Annotated in this window: 13 protein-coding genes and 2 pseudogenes; 3 read left to right on the forward strand and 12 right to left on the reverse strand. The window is 64.0% G+C overall.

Features of this window, described 5'->3' with window-relative positions; translation table 11 throughout:
* Window positions 1-15: 15 nt before the first annotated feature.
* From ACYP5B_RS19250 to ACYP5B_RS19265, 4 genes are all read right to left on the reverse strand, one after another.
* Window positions 16-1,314 (reverse strand): HlyD family secretion protein, encoded by a 1,299-nt coding sequence (locus tag ACYP5B_RS19250; RefSeq protein WP_459570767.1) that lies wholly within the window; start codon window positions 1,312-1,314, stop codon window positions 16-18.
* 33 nt (window positions 1,315-1,347) lie between these two features.
* Window positions 1,348-2,820 carry an efflux transporter outer membrane subunit gene (locus ACYP5B_RS19255; protein ID WP_318233698.1) on the reverse strand — a complete coding sequence of 491 codons (1,473 nt, stop codon included), beginning with the start codon at window positions 2,818-2,820 and terminating at the stop codon, window positions 1,348-1,350.
* 37 nt (window positions 2,821-2,857) lie between these two features.
* Window positions 2,858-3,295, reverse strand: coding sequence for a MarR family winged helix-turn-helix transcriptional regulator (locus tag ACYP5B_RS19260; protein ID WP_459570768.1), 438 nt, complete (start codon window positions 3,293-3,295; stop codon window positions 2,858-2,860).
* A 421-nt stretch (window positions 3,296-3,716) separates the two neighbouring features.
* A complete protein-coding gene (locus tag ACYP5B_RS19265; RefSeq protein ID WP_459570769.1) occupies window positions 3,717-4,154 on the reverse strand; it encodes a MarR family winged helix-turn-helix transcriptional regulator in 438 nt (145 codons plus the stop codon).
* Between the two features lie 146 nt (window positions 4,155-4,300).
* Between ACYP5B_RS19265 and ACYP5B_RS19270 the strand changes: the two are divergent.
* A pseudogene (locus tag ACYP5B_RS19270) lies at window positions 4,301-5,177 on the forward strand (ISL3 family transposase); the annotation flags it as partial.
* 924 nt (window positions 5,178-6,101) lie between these two features.
* Here the strand turns inward: ACYP5B_RS19270 and ACYP5B_RS19275 are convergent.
* The 4 genes and pseudogenes from ACYP5B_RS19275 to ACYP5B_RS19290 form a co-directional block, all read right to left on the reverse strand.
* Window positions 6,102-6,344 (reverse strand): annotated as a pseudogene (locus ACYP5B_RS19275) (ISKra4-like element ISBusp5 family transposase); the annotation flags it as partial.
* A gap of 70 nt (window positions 6,345-6,414) precedes the next feature.
* Entirely contained in the window at window positions 6,415-8,661 is a 2,247-nt protein-coding gene (locus tag ACYP5B_RS19280; RefSeq protein ID WP_459570770.1) for a molybdopterin-dependent oxidoreductase, read from the reverse strand.
* A gap of 9 nt (window positions 8,662-8,670) precedes the next feature.
* Window positions 8,671-9,684: a Bug family tripartite tricarboxylate transporter substrate binding protein gene (locus tag ACYP5B_RS19285; protein WP_459570771.1), complete on the reverse strand. Its 1,014-nt coding sequence runs from the start codon at window positions 9,682-9,684 to the stop codon at window positions 8,671-8,673.
* Window positions 9,685-9,758: 74 nt separating this feature from the next.
* Window positions 9,759-10,772 (reverse strand): M14 family metallopeptidase, encoded by a 1,014-nt coding sequence (locus tag ACYP5B_RS19290; RefSeq protein ID WP_459570772.1) that lies wholly within the window; start codon window positions 10,770-10,772, stop codon window positions 9,759-9,761.
* A gap of 398 nt (window positions 10,773-11,170) precedes the next feature.
* Here ACYP5B_RS19290 and ACYP5B_RS19295 point away from each other — a divergent pair, with 398 nt between their 5' ends.
* A complete protein-coding gene (locus ACYP5B_RS19295) occupies window positions 11,171-11,332 on the forward strand; it encodes a hypothetical protein (protein WP_459570773.1) in 162 nt (53 codons plus the stop codon).
* A gap of 242 nt (window positions 11,333-11,574) precedes the next feature.
* On the opposite strand, the gene ACYP5B_RS19300 is transcribed toward ACYP5B_RS19295, so the two are convergent.
* A complete protein-coding gene (locus ACYP5B_RS19300; RefSeq protein ID WP_459570774.1) occupies window positions 11,575-11,892 on the reverse strand; it encodes a RidA family protein in 318 nt (105 codons plus the stop codon).
* Between ACYP5B_RS19300 and ACYP5B_RS19305 the strand changes: the two genes are divergently transcribed.
* Entirely contained in the window at window positions 11,891-12,196 is a 306-nt protein-coding gene (locus ACYP5B_RS19305) for a hypothetical protein (protein WP_459570776.1), read from the forward strand. The two genes, ACYP5B_RS19300 and ACYP5B_RS19305, sit on opposite strands and share 2 nt — an antisense overlap.
* Before the next feature lie 828 nt (window positions 12,197-13,024).
* Here the strand turns inward: ACYP5B_RS19305 and ACYP5B_RS19310 are convergent.
* From ACYP5B_RS19310 to ACYP5B_RS19320, 3 genes are all read right to left on the reverse strand, one after another.
* On the reverse strand, window positions 13,025-13,615 hold the full coding sequence (locus ACYP5B_RS19310) for an SRPBCC family protein (protein ID WP_459570777.1): 591 nt from the start codon (window positions 13,613-13,615) through the stop codon (window positions 13,025-13,027).
* 38 nt (window positions 13,616-13,653) lie between these two features.
* Window positions 13,654-15,114, reverse strand: coding sequence for an NAD-dependent succinate-semialdehyde dehydrogenase (locus ACYP5B_RS19315; protein WP_459570778.1), 1,461 nt, complete (start codon window positions 15,112-15,114; stop codon window positions 13,654-13,656).
* A gap of 43 nt (window positions 15,115-15,157) precedes the next feature.
* The coding region (locus tag ACYP5B_RS19320) for a tripartite tricarboxylate transporter substrate binding protein (protein ID WP_459570780.1) at window positions 15,158-16,026 on the reverse strand (869 nt) is incomplete at its 5' end.

Raw genomic sequence — 16,026 nt, forward strand, 5'->3', positions numbered from 1 at the left:
GTGCCCGTGCGGTGCTCAGGCCCCGGCCGCTTGCGTAACCGGTTCAGCACGCGGCTGGCGCTTTGCCACTCGCGGCGCGCGCTGCGCCGGTTGCTTCGCCACTTCCGTGCCGGACTTGCCGCTACTGTTCTGCGCGATGATCCGTGTGATCTCGCGGTCGGCCTCTTCGCCATAGCGCTGGAACACATCGGTGCGATAGGTCGTGCGGTACGGCGTTGCGCCGCTGGTGGCGAGCTGCGAACCGGCGGCCGTGTGCGTTTCCACGTCGACCTGCATCGACAGGCCGATCTGCAGCGGGTGCGCGCGCAGTTCCTCCGGATCGAGCAGGATACGCACGGGCAGGCGCTGCACAACCTTGATCCAGTTGCCGGTGGCGTTCTGCGCGGGCAGGGCCGAGAACGCGCTGCCGGTGCCGGCCGAGAAGCCGACGACCTTGCCGTGATAGGTCACGCCGCCGCCGTACAGGTCGGCATGCAGCTCGACTGGCTGGCCCACGCGGATGTGCTTGAGCTGAACTTCCTTGAAATTGGCGTCCACCCACACGCCATCGAGCGGCACGATCGCCATCAGCGGCGTGCCCGGGGCCACGCGCTGGCCCACCTGCACCGAGCGCCGCGCCACGTATCCCGTGAGGGGGGCCGGTAGCGTGTTGCGAGCATTGGCCAGATACGCATCGCGCACCTTGGCCGCGGAGGCGAGCACGCTGGGATGGTCGGCAACGGAAGCCTGGTCGGTCAAGGCATGGTTCGAGGCCAGTTGCTGGCGAGCGCTTTCGAGCGCGGCTTCGGCGGTCTTGACCGCATCGCGAGCGTGCGCCACGTCTTCGGCAGCCACCGCGCCGGCTTCCCCCACCTCGGTACGGCGACGCAGGTCGTCCCTGGCGCGGGCGAGGTCTGCCTGGCGTTGCTGCACCGTGGCGTCGAGCACGTTGTTGTTGACGTAAAGCGCGCTGACTTGCCGTACGGTCTGGCCCAGCGCGGCTTCGGCGCTGGCGAGCGCAACCCTGGCATCGGCGGCGTCGAGGGACACCACCGGCTCGCCGGCCTTCACGATCTGCGTGTCGTCGGCATTGACCGCGACCACCGTGCCAGTGACTTGCGGCGTGAGCTGGACCAGGTTGCCGTTGACGTAGGCGTCATCGGTCTCCTCGTGAAAGCGCGCGACGGTGTAGTAGTAGGCGCCGTAGCCGGCCGCGGCGAGCGCGCTGGTCAGGGCGAGCAGGGCAAGCAGGCGCTTGCGGGTATTCTGCTTGGGAGATTGGGCTTCGACGGTAGCTTGATCGGCAGCTTGATCGGACTTGGTGGTTTCGTTCATGTTGTCACCTGTTCGTGTTCGTTGAAAGCGGGGTTAGCGGGGCAGGGCCGCCTGTTTGGTCGAGTCGGAGGTATCGGCATAGCCACCGCCCAGTGCTGCAGCGAGAGCAATCTGCCGGTCGCGGCGATTCATGCGCAGGTTAGCCACCACCTGGCTGCTGGCGAGCGCATTGGTCTGCGCGTTCAACACGGTGAGCTGGGTGGTCAGGCCTGCCTTGTACTGCGCCAGGGCCAGGGTCAGCGCGCGCCGCGCAGCGGTGTCGGTGCGGATCGCGCTGTCGATCTGCGTGTCGATGGCGCGGATGTCGGAGAGTTGGGTCGCAACGTCGGTCAGGGCGTTCACCAGCGTCTCGTTGTAGTTGGCGACGGCAAAGTCGAATTCGGCGTAGCGGCCCTTGAGCTGGGCGCGCAGCGCGCCGCCATCGAAGATCGGCAGGTGGATCGCAGAACCGGCCGATGCCGTGCGACTGGCGGCGTGCAGCAAGCGGCCCCAGCCAAAGGCGTCGAGGCCCATTGCGAGGGAGAGGTTGATGTCCGGATAGAACTCCGCCTTGGCCACCTTGATGTCGTGCAGGGTGGCGTCGACGCGCCAGCGTGCGGCGACGATGTCGGGGCGGCGCGAGACCAGGTCGGCCGGCAGGTTGTCGGGCAGGCGGACTTCGTCGCCGGTGGCGAGGGTGGGGCGGCTGATCGCCAGGCCGCGGTCCGGGCCCTGGCCGAGCAGCGCGCCCAGTTGGTAACGCGTGCGCTGGATATTGCCGTCGAGCGAGGAGAGTGCGACTTCGCTGGCGGCCAGGTTGGCTTCCGCGGTGCGCTTCTCGACCTCGGTCTCCAGCCCCATGGTCACGCGCCCGTTGGTCACGCGCAGTACTTCCCGGCGCTGCTTCAATTCGTCCTGCGCAATGTCGTGCAGTGCGTAGAGGCGGGCCAGTTCGTTGTAGGCCCGGGCAATCGCGCTGCTTAGCGTCAGCTTCACCTGTTCCGCCTCGGCCTCGCTGGCGCGCACCGCGGATACCGTGGACTTCAGGGCCTCGCGGTTCTTGCCCCACAGATCAAGTTCATAAGAGGCGGTGATGATCGCCTTGTTTTCCGATTGCCAGGACCCGGCGAACGAGGGCGGCAGGAGCGTGCTTTCCGAAAAGCGTTGACGCGTCCACGAATAGCCGGCACCCACCTGCGGCAGCGTATTGGCATTGGCGCCTTCACTGAGCGCCGTGGCGGAGGCTACCCGAGCCCGCGCCTTTTCCAGCGAGGGGTTGCCTTGCAGCGCTTCGCCGATCAGCGCCTTGAGCTGGGTGTCGCCGAACTGGTCGGCCCAGTCGGCCGAAGGCCAGTGGCCTTGCTCGGCAGGGATGCTTTGCGTGGTGGCATAGGAAGTGGCTTCGGCGATGTGCTTGTCGCTGTGGATGCCGGCGTAGTTGGCGCAGCCGGCCAGGACTGCTGCCATCAGCACCGAGAGCGCGGGGCCCATGAAGCGGCGTGCCGAGGAGTTAATCTGATTATTCATTGTCTGATTTGTCAGTTAAATGAGCAAAAAAAAGAGATCAAACGTTCGCAAACTTGGCAAGGAGTCGGTGGAATTCATCGAATTCTTCCTGGCTGAACGCTTTCAGGCGGGCATTGAGCACCTTTGGCGCCACCTCCGGAATGTGTCCCGCTACGGCTATGCCCTTCTCCGTCAGCGTCAGGTTGACCATCCGACGATCGTCTGTGCTACGGCTGCGCGCCAGCAGACCCTTGCTTTCCAGCTTGTCCAGCATGCGGGTCATCAGGCCGCTGTCAATGCCGAGCAGCTTGCTCATCTCGAACGGGGTATCGGCAACGCCACGCGTCAGCAGCAGCAAAATCCCCATTTGCTGGGCGTTGATATTCAGGTCTTTCAGTGCCGCATCCATTTCGACCAGGAGGCCGTCGCGGGCACGATTGAGAAAGAACCCGACGCTCTGCGTGAGGTGGTAGTTTTCCTTCGAGTAGTGATCCACGGTGGGGCCTTCTTTGCTTTGCTGATGTAACAGTAGCTGATAAGTCAGATAAATGCAAGGGAGATCCAGCGCTTGCCCCGCTGCGCGGCTAGCATATCCGGTCAAGTCACTGATTTTTAACGGTTTTAGATTTTATAGCCAGAGGCTGACTACACAGCGAGCGGGCGCGGCGCGGGCTCTACAGCTGAAGAGCTAGACACCTGGAATGGCTTGGTTTTCCGGCGAACGCCTCAGCGAGGATGACCGCAGATGGCAGTGCGGTGAACGTGGCGTGAGCGGGACGTGAAGAAGTGACTTTGGCGCGCGCTCTGGCTATTCCATACGATCGGCAGTCCGACCACGCTGAGCATCATGGTGATGGTGAACCACGCCGGCGGGCACGCAGCCGTCGCGTCCGGTAATAGCCGGACACGCGGCGCAGTCAGGCGTCCGCAAATTTGGCAAGCAGGCGGAGAAACTCGGCGAATTCTTCCTGGCTGAACGTCTTCAGGCGAGCATTGAGCACCTTCGGGGCAATTTCCGGAATGCGCTCGGCAACCGCCTTTCCCTTCGGCGTCAGCGTCAGGTTGACCACACGGCGATCGTCGCTGCTCCGGCTGCGTGCTAGCAGGCCCTTGTTCTCCAGTTTGTCCAGCATGCGGGTCATCAGGCCGGTGTCAATGCCGAGGAGCTTGCTTAGCTCGAACGGGGTCGCTGCAACGCCATGGGTCAGTGACAGCAGGATGCCCATTTGCTGGGCGGTGATATCCACCTCCTTCAGCGCCGCATCCATTTCCATCAGCAGCGAGTTGCGGGCGCGGTTGAGGAAAAAACCAATGCTTCGGGTGAGTTGGAAGTTTTCCTTCGAGTAATGATCCAAGAGGGGGCTCCTTACTTTAATGAGATAACAGTATCTGCTATATCAGATAAGTGCAAGAGAAATTTCGGGCCTTGCCCGTGGTTCGGCTTGAGTGAACTCAACCCCACTGATTTTTGACGGCTTTCGGGCAGATGCCAAGAATCTGGCTGCGCCAACCCGCGCAGCAAGTCGAGGCCGGTGGCGTGACCCTGGGCCGGCAGGGGTTGCTGAGCCGCACCTCACTGCGGTCATGGCAGCGCCTGAGCGATCAGCGACGCGCCACGCGGCTGGCGCTGTACGAGCGGGTGATGGCGCTACGCGCCCAGGGCGGCACGATGAAAGGAATCGGGCGCGAGCTCTCAATCGACCATCGAATCGTGCACAAGTTCATCACCGCGGGGGCCTTCCCCGAGCGCGCGCCCAAAGCGCGGGGTCCGACGCCTCTGGATCCCTATCGCAGCTATATCGAGGAACGAATCGCCCAGGGCTGTCGCTGTCCGAGAGAGATCTGGCAAGAACTCAAGCAGCGAGGCTATACGGGCAGTCGCGCCGCCGTGCAGTATTGCGTGGTCCGCCTCCTCTTTCCGCAGGGCAAGGCACCACTTGTCCAGGCACCCGTGCGCACGATGCCGTGACCGTCGGCCCGGCGCGTGTTCGGATGGCTTGTCGGATGGAGGAAGCTCGCCGTCGAGGAGCCCAGGAGCGCGGACCACGAGCGCTTCGTGCAGGCGCTGTGCAAGATCGAACCCGTGGTGGGCGAGGTTCGCAGCCTCGCGCGGGAGTTTCTCGGGCTCATGCACCCGGCGAAGTCCGCGGCAGTTCGATCGATGGTTGAAGCGTCTGTCGCGCTGCGACGCTGCGGAAATGCGTAGGTTCGCGCAAAGCCTGCGCGCGGACTTACCGGCTGTGCGGGCGGCCTTCAGGCTGCCATGGAGCAATGGCCAGACCGACGGTCACGTCAACCGGCTCAAGTTCCTCAAGCGCCAGATGTATGGCCGCGCGAACATCGAGCTTCTGCGGCTGCGGGTATTGAAGCCAAACTGAACGACCGGCCTGCCTTGTCCTGCTGGACACGCTAGTCCGATCGCCATCGCAGGCGGGTGAGCTCGTGCGGCCGGCACGAGGCTGGCGGGCTCGCCCACGTTCGTCAACAAAGAAGAATGGTGGTGGGCGGTGGAGACGACCGTCGTTCCACGCTACAACATGCTCCACGCCAGTGCGCCCTCGTCACACTAAGTGCGGAAGACCCACGACTACTACACTTCACGATGGTACATGCCATTCTGACTGCAAGTGGGGGGCTAACAGGGGAAGTGTCGCGCGTCTTGACTGTTTTCGCAGAACTCACGATCCGGGATGGGCAGGAGGCCATCGACGTTGGTCACATAGAGAATGCAGCGCGAACCCTGCTCTCCTAAGGGCGTCAGGCCTTGGCCCGTTGCTCCGCGTCCGTTCGACGACGAAGCGTTTGGCGGTTGGTTCGGTCGCCTGGCCGCAAGGTATCCGATCAGTGTTGACCAGTTGTGGCACATGGGCGACCTTGGTGCGTTTCCAGCGTTGACCAATAGGACGAGCAGGCACTGTGCCGCCTTGCGCTGCTGACTCATATTGGTATCCCAAGGCTCGAGGCTTCAAATACCTATGGCGTGGGTGTCGGACCGAGATCAGTTCCCATACTGCTTCGACTGCGTTGTTCTGAATCCCGTCGACGTTTTCTCGCCTCGCTGGAAGCGGGATTGGCTAGATCCGCACACGGCTGCTGCCAGGTCCCTGGCCATAGACTGAATACGCTCCCGCCATGCACGCTACGCATCTGCCGCAACCTCACTGCGGTGCTCCGTGCGATTAGCAAGCGTCAGCGCAAGGGTAGGTAACAGCGTTCAGATCTCGGCATTGGCGGAAAAGCGATCTGCAGCAGGTGGACATGCCACCGCTAGGAGACAAGCCATGAAATTCATGATGACCTTCCAGGTAACTCTTGAGCGGCGACACATATCTGGAGGCGTCAGCACCGCACTTGCAGGCTTTCCATCGTTCGCGGCAGTAGAAAGCCCTCCCGAGCATAGCCTACAACTCCACGCAATGACTATCGTGCAGGCGACGGAGCACGCCGCAGGCCACGCACGCCCTACGCGACGCGCAAAAACGCTCGAGCTGCTCGACGACGAACTTCTGCTGGATGCAATTGGCCAATGACTTGCCTTCGGCCAGAAGTCGGAGATGAAGAGTGGGCCGAGGTCGTGCAGGCCAGCAAATAGCCGCTGGCATCCGACCGGGCCGTCTACCGTTCCGCCACCTGCACCAGGCAACTCATGGCATTGGGTCCTTGCGTGAGGTCCGAGGTGCCAATATCCAGCGTTAGCGTATTGGCGGCGCCGGCAACGTCTACTCCATCGGCATCGGGTGAGTACCAGGCACCCGTTGCCATTACAGCCACGCCTGGAGCAATGCCGTCGCTGGTCGCGAGCCCGGCCTCAAGGGTGCCCCGCCCATTGTGAACGCGTACCCGCATGCCGGCTACCAGGCCACGCCGGGCGGCTTCCTGCGGGTGCAGCGTAATGCGTTCCGTCCCTGCGACCTTGCCTGCCTGCGTCAGCGGCGCAGGGTCAAGTTGGCTGTGCAACCGGTCGGCCGGTTGGACCGATACCAGGTGCAACGGATACCGAGCCGCCAGCGGTGCGCCTAGCCATTCGACAGGTGGTTGCCAGTTGGGATGGCTGCCGCAATCCACGGACAGCGCCGCAAGGGTAGGGCTGGCCAATTCGATACGCCCGCTCGGGGTGCGCAGCGGATGGTTTTCCGGATCGCTGCGGAAATCCGAGAACAACACGAAATCTTCCTTGGGCCCCGGCAGCGCTACATGCCCTTGCTGCCAGAATGTTTCGAAATCGGGCAGCACGATATCCGCGCTTGTCTGAGCCTCCCGGCAGCGGGCGTAGATGGCACGGATCCAGTCGGCTTCATCGCGGCCTTCGGTATAGTGCTCGGCGTAGCCGAGCCGCACGGCGAGTTCGGTGAAGATCTCGAGATCGCTGCGCGCCTGGTGGAGCGGTGCGATGGCGCGGTGCATGGCCAGCACAAAGCGGTCACGCGACGAGCCACCGATATCGTTGCGCTCCAGCGCGCTGGTGGCCGGTAGCACGATATCGGCATGGCGCGCGGTAGCGGTCCACCAGATGTCGTGCACGATCACCGTTTGCGGCTGGCTCCAAGCTTGGCGCAGGCGCGCGAGCTGCTGATGATGGTGAAACGGATTGCCGCCCGCCCAGTGCACCAGCTTGACGGCGGGATACTGCTGCGTTTCGCCGCGAAAGCGGTATGGCTCCCCAGGCTGCAGCAGCATGTCGGCTATGCGTGCGGCGGGGATATCCAGGTTGGCGGGATTGCGCCCGACCGGCATCTCCGGTCCGGGAGTGGCCACGCGCGGATTGCCCACGCCGTTCATCGAACCATGCCCGAAGCCGAATCCCCCGCCCGGCAGGCCGATCTGGCCAAGCACGGCAGCCAGTGCGATCGCCATCCAGTAAGGCTGCTCGCCGCGGTGGGCACGCTGCACGGCAAAGCTGCAGGTCAGGTAGCTGCGCTTGCCCGCGAGCTGCCGCGCCAGGCGCGCGATCCGTGCCGCCGGCACACCGGAGATGTCCGCGGCCCATGCGGAAGTCTTGGGCACGCCGTCGCTTTCGCCCAGCAGGTAGGCTTCCAGCGTCGGCCAGCCGCTGCAGTGTCGCTGCAGGAAATCGACGTCATGCGTTTGCGCGCTGCGCAACTCGTACGCAAGCGCCAGCATCAGCGCCACATCGGTATTCGGCCGGATGGGTATCCACTCCGCATTCAGGAACGCCGGGCAATCGTCGCGCGTGGGGCTGATGTTGATTACCGTGGCGCGGCTGGCAGCCAGTTGCCGTAACCAGCCTTCCTGTGTGTGTTCGGCCGCGCCGCCGGATGAGACCTGACCATTCTTGAGTGCCAGACCGCCGAAGGCGAGGAAGACCTCGGTGTGGGCGATGATGCTTGGCCACGTTGTGACTCGTCCGGTCAACGGCCGGTCTGTGCCGATCACATGGGGCAGCAGGAACTGTGCGGTTCCCCAGCTGTAGTTGCCGACCTGATCGACGCAGCCGCCGCCGGCAAAGTGGAAGCGGCGGACCAGCGAGCGTGCGTGGTGGAGGCGTCCCGCCGAGGACCAACCATAGGACCCGGCGAAAACGCCCTCTGGACCGTGCATCTCACGGACCCGCCGGATCTCACTCGCGACGAGATCGAGCGCCACGTCCCAAGTGACTTCGACGAAGTCGTCACGCCCGCGTTCATTGCCATCGGCAGCTTCACGTCGCTGCAGCCAGCCCCGGCGCACCATCGGCTGGCGAATCCGCGTGGGCGAATACACCATCGGCACGATCGACTCGAGCATCGGGGAGGGATTGGGGTCGGCCGCAAAGGGCTCGCACCGTACCAGCCGCCCGTCTTCGACGACGGCGGTGAAGGCACCCCAGTGCGCAAGCTGCGGAAAACGCTGGATCTTGGTCATGGCTTGGGGTCAGTCTCCCTGAATCCCGGCTTTGTGGATCACCTCGCCCCATTTGGTGCGTTCGCGAACGAGCAACTGCCCGAACTGGGCCGGCGAGCTCGACGTCGCATCCATGCCGGAGAGCTCCAGGCGTTGGCGGATTTCCGGATTGGCCATGACCTTGACCAGCGCGGCGTTCAGTTGCTGGATGACGTCAGCCGGCACGCCGGCCGGTGCCACCAGGCCATACCAATTGGTCACCTCGTAGCCTGCCACGCCGGCCTCCGCCACCGTGGGCACATCGGGGAACTGCGGTGAGCGGCGGGCGGTGGTCACCGCAAGGATGCGCAGCTTGGCCGAGGCAATCAGCGGTTTGGCGGAAGGGTCAGAGAAGGTAATCGGCACAATGCCGGCCATCACGTCGGTTAGCGCCGGCGTTGTGCCCTTGTAAGGTATGTGCTGCATCTGCAGGCCGGTCAGCATCTTGAACTGTTCCGCCGCGATCTGGCCAATCGTGCCATTGCCGCCCGATGCGTAGGCGAACTTGCCTCCGGCAGCGCGCACGGAAGCCATCATGCCGTGCAGGTCCTTGTACGGCGAAGTGGGTCCGGTGACCAGCACATTTGGCATGGTGACCATCAAGCTCACCGGCGTGAAGTCCTTGTGCGCGTCGTATGGCAATTTGCGCAGGTTTGGCCAGATGGTGAAGGAGCCAGGCGTGGCGACATAGAGCGTGTAGCCATCGGGCGCTGACTTGGCCACCATGTCAGTTGCGATCAGGCCGCCGGCGCCGGGCTTGTTATCGACAATGACGTTGGCCTTGAGCTGCTCCGACAGGGCAGGAGCGACAGCGCGCGCGAGGGCGTCGGCGCCGCCGCCGGCAGGGAAACCCACGACGACACGGATCGGTTTGGCCGGATCTGGCCAGGCCGCATGCGCGGCGCCGGCCAGCAGCAGGGCCGCGGCGAGGGTGGGGGCGAGCCATGCCCGCCGCGAGTGGAAGCCGCTTCGGCTGTGATATTGGCCAGGGAAAAGCTTAGGCATGGTGAGGATGATCCGTTGAGTTATTTGGCGAGGCAGGGAAGATCGATGATGGGCAGGCCGATCTCAGGCGGCGTTCATGCGAGGGGCACCGTGTCCCACTCCCAGGCGACAAAGGCGAGTCGTTCGCCGGTATGCACGACGGGGTCGCTGCGCAGACCGATCAACACGCCATCTCGCGTGACGGCGCGCACGGCGGTCTGCTGGCCGTCCAGGCGCAACAGATCGCCAATCGACATCCCTTCGCTCACGCGTTCGCCGGCGCGTGTCGTGGGAATGAAGAGTCCACCCTCGTCGGCGGTGATCCAGCCGCGTCGCGTGACGCGCCGAAGCGATGTAGCTGCGGGCTGGGGTGGCCCGGCGAGGATGCCCATCTGCTGGGCGAGCGTGCTGAAGCCGCGCTCGGCCAGCGCTACTGTTTCCGCCTCGAGGCGGCTGCCGCTGCCTAGTTCGAGCATGAAGGCGCAGATGCCGGCGGCGAGGCACTGGTAGTCAAGCGCACCGGCGATATTGCCTGGCAGCTCCCCTTTCCCACCCACGTCCTGGCGGCAGGCGACGTGCGGGTAGAACGGTGCCATCGCGGCCAGCACCTCGGCCTCGCTCACGCTGCTTTCGGCGTGGACCTTGTACACCGTGTAGGGCCGGGCGTCGAACAGCGGATTCATGGTGTGCAGGTTGATCAGCACATCGGCGACGCCGCGAACCTCCTCGAAGAGGGCGTGGGCCAGGCGCTCCGTGATCAAGCCACTGGCGCTGCCCGGGTAGCTTTGGTCCAGGTCCAGTTCGTCATATGGGTTGCGCTTGCGGCGCGCGTCCAGTGCCTGCGGATTGCCCGTCGGCGTGACCACCAGGTTCCCGCTCATGGTCTCGGGCTGGAGGCTGCGCGCGAAGCGCAAGGCAGCCACCATTCCGTTGATCTCATCGCCGTGCACTTGGCCGTGCAGCCATAAAGTGCGGCCCGGCCGCGCGCCGCGCAGGGCCACATAGGGCAGCGTGACTTCCATGCCGGAGGCCATTGAGCCGACGCGAAGTTGTCCGCTGGTGCGCGAGGGACCCTCGTCGCTAGCCAGCCAATTACCAATGATGCCCATGAGAAGCCTCTAGATATTTTGCAGCGACGTCTGCCGCAGGGGGGGGGATGGCGTTCGCCGGCGACGCTGAAGGCCAGTCCCTTCTGGTCTCCAGCCCGGCGTGCATTTGGAAAGCCCGGTCGCGCCGCTTCCAGCGATTGATGCTGGCGTACGACATGTTGGTGGCGGGCGAAGCTCGCCTCACCCTCGAAGGGTCACTGCGGCAGTGCATGCACGCAAGAACAATGCCGCGCTTTGTTTCACTCTAATGAAGGTACCTACCTGAGACCATTAAATCACCCATCAAAACCCATTAGCAGGTCTAATGAGTGCGGCATCGGCAGCCCAAGGTGTTCGCGCAGCGCGTGGCCCTCATACGCTCGGCGAAACAGCCCGCGCGCCTGGAGGATAGGCACAACTTGCGCAATAAACTCGTCGAAGGCCCAGGGAAAGTAGGGCAGCATGATATTGAAGCCGTCGGCTGCACCTTGATGGAACTAGGTTTCCAGCACGTCGGCCACTTGCGCGCCATTGCCGACGGCGACCCCAGCCGCATTTGTCTTTCATTCGTCATGGAATGAATCTGGTGGGAGGCAACAAACGCGAAGTTCCACAAGGAGCGTTTTGGCGGCTCCAAAAGGGGCGTCGCGTAAATCGACGCTCCCCGGTTTTCGGCGAGCGTGCGGTTAAGGATTTCGAGCATCCGCAACGCGCTGCGCCGCTAGGTAGGGTGCATATGGTAGGCGCTGGGCTTCAGGATGTGAAATGAGGATATCGCACTTGCTTATGCGTTCGAAAGCCAGGCAAGTTGACTGTCGCAATTTCAAATGGCTGCCGTGACGATGATTTCGACGAGAATTCCGGGTGCCGCCATTCGCGCTTCGCAGGTAGCGCGTGACGGGGCGCAACCAGCAGGGAGCCAGGATTCCCAAACCGCATTCATGGCATCGAAATCTCGCTGGATATGTCTCAACCAGCTCTGCGCGCTCAGCAGCCGCGTCTTGTCGCTTCCCACTCGCGTCAGCGAGGCGGCGATGTCCGCCAGGGCTTCGCGGGTCTGATCCGCGATGTCTCCATCGAGATTGGCTGCAACGGCGCCGGCGAGGTAGGCCGTGCCATTGTGTACGACGATATGAGGCATGCGCGCATTGGTCGACGCGTCCAAGCTGGCAGCATCACGCATCTGGATCGACAACTGGCTGCGCATGCTGCCCAGTATCGTAGCTACACGAGGTCTCGTGCCGGTGTCGCTGCTCGACGCGGTCGAGCGCTTCGTCGCCAGTCCACAACCGCTGCTCACCATCGAGCGCGAGTTCTCCAGAGGTGACCCTGTGCTCGTGCGCGCTGCAATTTTCAGTTTGTTGCATGCTGGCCGCGTGAGTGCCCGCGAACTACGGATCGACCCATTGTCGTGGATGATGACGTTCGAAGCAGCGACGCCGTAGCCCGGGCCCGTGCCTAGGTTGTCTGCTGCGGCAAATGGGAGGATACTCAAAGCCGGGTATCCTGCGATGGCTGCCCGATTTTTTCATTGGACGTTCGGCCCTTTGCCTACCCGGCTGAGGGCTTTTTCTTTTGCGCTGCACAAGAAAGGACGGCGCAGTGGAAGGGCCCGGCGATCTAAAGCGATGGGGCAAATGAATCTTCACGCAGGATTCCCTTTCCATTGGGGCGTTGGGTCGTGCGTATCAGGATGGGCCCGCAGCAGGCTGGATGCCCGTTGTCGGGTGAGGCGCGGTAACCCCCTGGCGTTGCCAACAAGGTACGCCGCAGGGAACGCGCGATCGCTCACGCTCCGGGAAGACGGACGGTGAGCGTGCTGAATGTCCCTGGCGAGCCTTGAACCGGGGTTTGGCAGCACAAGCTACCTGCCGGGGGAGGGGGCGGACGGGCTCTCAGCATCGGTGGGATGATTTTCCGGGCGTGGGGGAAGCGTGTTCTTTCACGAACGTGAATGTATTTCGCGGGAGTTTCGGACCGGAGTTATACCGAATCACATCCTGCTTCGAGTGGGCTTGCTCCACGGTGGCGGCCTTCCCGCCGATTCCGTGCCGTTCCTACATCCCCAGTGGAGTTGGCTTCAGTGGCTGTACGACAGTGGATGTCGTACAGCCTTGCGCGTGCGCTATGAGAACGCATCGATGTCGGGAACTCGGCACCTATCCAATGCCGCTTGGCCGCTCGCAAGCCACACCCTTCCTTCTCCCGCCGCGCCTTTTCTTCCCGGAGGGTGATTCGTGAGGCTGGCATCAAGCCGGAGTGAGCAGGGAGCTCTAGCTGCGCGGCAAAGCTGCCTCCACCGCCCGCTTCAGGTTCACCAGACCGCGTTGGATGACCTCCGGATCGTCAACCGGACGGCGCTCGGCAGGATTCGAGATATCCGGCCGAACCAGCTGGAACTGCCGCACAAATAGGCTGCGGCCATCCTGCAGCGGCGTGACCAGGAAGGTCGCGACATACTGCACGCGCGGGTTCGGCTTGCCGTCGACCAGGTCTTGGCCCGCGACCGTCCAGAGCAATCCGTCGACGTGGGCAACAACGGTGTACTGCTTGCTCACACCGTTGGTCCTGGCCGGATCGACCAGTTCGACCAGGACATCGCTCAGTTGGGACGGCTTGTCCAGCGGGCCTTTCAGGGCTTTAACTTCCTGCGCGACGGGCAGCCACCTGGGCAGATTGCCCCACGTGGTGACCCAGTCAAAGACGTCTTTCGCGGGGCGGTCGACGACAATGTGGTTCTCCACGAACCGCACATTCATGGCGTCCGGGATCGGCGACTTGTAGAGTGGTGCACCAGGATCGGCGAGCGCCGATCCGCAGGCAGCGGCAAGCATGGCGAGGATCAGGGTAGTCTTGCGCATCATTTCCTTCGTGATTGGGTTAGCGGCACTGCTCCTAAGCCTCAGGTAGACAGGCCGCCAAGGCACACGTACTTCACCACCAGGTATTCTTCGATCCCGTACTTGGAGCCTTCGCGTCCCAGGCCGGATTGCTTCACGCCGCCAAACGGGGCCACCGCCGTGGAAATGAGGCCGCTGTTGACGCCCACCATGCCCACCTCCAGCGCATCGATGGCCCGCCAGATCCGGCCGATATCTCGGCTGTACAGGTAGGCACCCAGGCCAAACTCGACGGCGTTTGCGGCAGCGATGGCCTGCGCGTCGTCCTCGAAGCGGAAGAGTGGCGCGAGCGGGCCGAACGTTTCCTCCGTGGCAAGCGCCATGTTGGCGGTGGCGTCTGCCACCACGGTCGGCTCGAAGAAGGTGCCGCCGAGTGCATGACGCTGCCCGCCGTGCAACACGCGGGCGCCCAGGCGCCGTGCGTCTTCGACGTGTTTCTCGATCTTGGCGACCGCATCGTGATCAATCAGAGGGCCGATATCGATGCCCGGCCGGTCGCCGTGGCCCACGTTGAGTTCGCTCACCGCTGCCACAAGTTTCGCCGCGAAGGCTTCGTACACGCCGCTCTGCACGTAGATCCGGTTGGCCGCAATGCAGGCCTGTCCTGCGTTGCGGTACTTTGCGACCATCAGCCCGGCCACCGCTTCATCTAGGTCGGCATCGTCGAAGACGATAAAGGGCGCGTTACCGCCGAGTTCAAGCGACAGCTTCTTCACCGTGTCTGCCGATTGCCGCATCAGCAAGCGGCCCACTTCGGTGGAACCAGTGAAGCTGATCTTGCGTACCACGGGGCTTTGCGTCATGACCTTGCCAATCGCCACCGGGTCGCCGGTCACGATATTGAGCACGCCCGCCGGTATGCCGGCGCGTTCGGCCAGCACGCCAAGCGCGAGCGCGCACAAGGGCGTTTGTTCTGCCGGCTTGAGCACCATCGTGCAGCCGGCGGCAAGGGCCGCGGCGGCCTTGCGGGTCACCATGGCATAGGGAAAATTCCACGGTGTGATAGCCGCACATACGCCGACCGGCTCCTTGAGCGCCATGATGCGGCGGTCGCCGGCCGGGCTCGGAATCACGTCACCGTAGACGCGGCGCGCCTCTTCGGCGAACCAGTCGACGAAGGAGGCGGCATAGGCTACCTCGCCACGCGCATCGGCTAGGGGCTTGCCTTGCTCCGCGGTGAGCAGCCGCGCGAGGTCTTCGGCATGGTCGAGGATCAGGTCGTGCCAGGCGCGCACCAGGGCTGCGCGTTCCCCGGCCGGGCGCTTGCGCCAGGCTGGCAGCGCTTGCTCGGCGGCCGCGATGGCGCGCTGCGTCTCTTGCTGGCCGGCCGTGGGGACGCGCGCCAGTACATCGCCTGTCGCGGGGTTACGGACTACGAAGGTCTCCTGGGTGTCGGCGTGGCACCATTCGCCGCCGATCAGGCACAGGGGGTTCAGCAGCCTGGGTTCTTGTAGTGAGATCATGTTCGTTATCGATTCAGGTGGGAGTGAGAGGCGAGTAGTTGGGCTAGTCCAGCTCGATCTTGAAGGCCTTGATGAGGCTGTCCCATTTCGCGTAGTCGGTGCGCATCAGCTTGGCGAATGCCTCGGGCGTTGTCCCGGTCGGCTCGATGGCGAGGTCGCGCATCCTGGCCACGATCGCTGGCTGCGCCAGCACCCTTTTCACATCGGCGGAGACCTTATCGACGATCTGCCGGGGCGTGCCCGCCGGCGCGAGCAGCCCGTACCAGCCCACCGGCTCGAAGCCCTTGTAGCCCAGTTCGGCGAACGTGGGCACGTCGGGCAGCACGCCCAGGCGATGCGGCCCGGTCACGGCCAGGATGCGCAGAGACTTGTCCTGGGATCGCGTGGCGGCAGTCGATGCCGAGACAAAGCCGAGCTGGATGCGATCGGAGATCAGATCTGGCAGCATCGGCCCTTCGCCCTTGTAAGGGACATGGGGAATCTGCAGGCGGGCGCTGCTGCGAAGCAACTCGCCATAGATATGCCCGGTGGAACCCGTGCCGAAGGACCCATACGAGAACTTCGCGGGCGCGGCCCTTGCCGCATCCAGCAGCGCAGGCATCGTGCGGTAGGGGCTGCCGGGGGTGACCGCCAGGCCCATGGGCTGGGTGCCGACCTGGGTGATGGCGAGCAGGTCCTTGAACGGGTCGTAGGGCAGCTTCTTGTAGAGACTCTGGTTCTGGACGATGCCGGTCAGGCACAGCAACAGCGTGTAGCCGTCGGGCGCCGCCCGCGTGACGAACTGCGTGGCGATGATGCCGTTGGCGCCGGCGCGGTTGTCGATCACCACGGGCTGCTTCCACATGGCGCCGAGCCGCTCGGCGATGGGCCGCATCAATGCGTCGGCGGCGCCGCCGGCGCCATACGGCACGA

Source organism: Cupriavidus sp. 8B (genome assembly GCF_054589115.1).